Raw genomic sequence first — 503 nt, 5'->3', positions numbered from 1 at the left:
CGGTGGCGTGCGCGCGCCGGGCAGGACGGTGTGCTCGAGTACGCCGGGCGTGGCGACCAGCAGGTCCAGTTGCGGGGATTCCGCATCGAACTCGGCGAGATCGAGGCGGCGCTGCTGACCTGTGCGGGGGTCGGGCAGGCGGTCGCGCTGGTCCGCGACGACGAGCACACCGGTCAACGCCTGATCGGGTACGTGGTGGCGGACAACGCCGACCCCGTCGACCCGGCCGAGATCCGCGCGCAGGTCGCGCAGTTCCTCACCGGCTACATGGTCCCCGACGCCGTCGTCGTGCTGAACGCACTGCCGCTGACCCCCAACGGGAAACTCGACCGCCGCGCGCTCCCCGCACCAGAAGTCGTGAGCGCGGTCGTCTACCGTGCGCCGAGTTCGCCGGTGGAGCAGGCGGTGGCGGAAGTGTTCGCCGGGTTGCTGGGCGCCGCCGAAGTCGGCCTGGACGACGACTTCTTCGCGTTGGGTGGTAACTCGCTGCTGGCCACGCGGGC

1 protein-coding gene is annotated in these 503 nt (G+C 71.6%); it reads left to right on the top strand.

The window, feature by feature from the left end; all coding sequences use genetic code 11:
- Positions 1 to 503, top strand: a 503-nt coding sequence (locus NNI01S_RS32925; protein WP_157115180.1) for an AMP-binding enzyme, incomplete at both ends; no start/stop codon positions are given.

The sequence above is a fragment of the Nocardia niwae NBRC 108934 = DSM 45340 genome, from assembly GCF_001613465.1.
Taxonomy (GTDB): domain Bacteria; phylum Actinomycetota; class Actinomycetes; order Mycobacteriales; family Mycobacteriaceae; genus Nocardia; species Nocardia niwae.
Note: the sequence above shows the minus strand (reverse complement) of the source record. Positions and strands in the feature narration are given on the sequence as shown.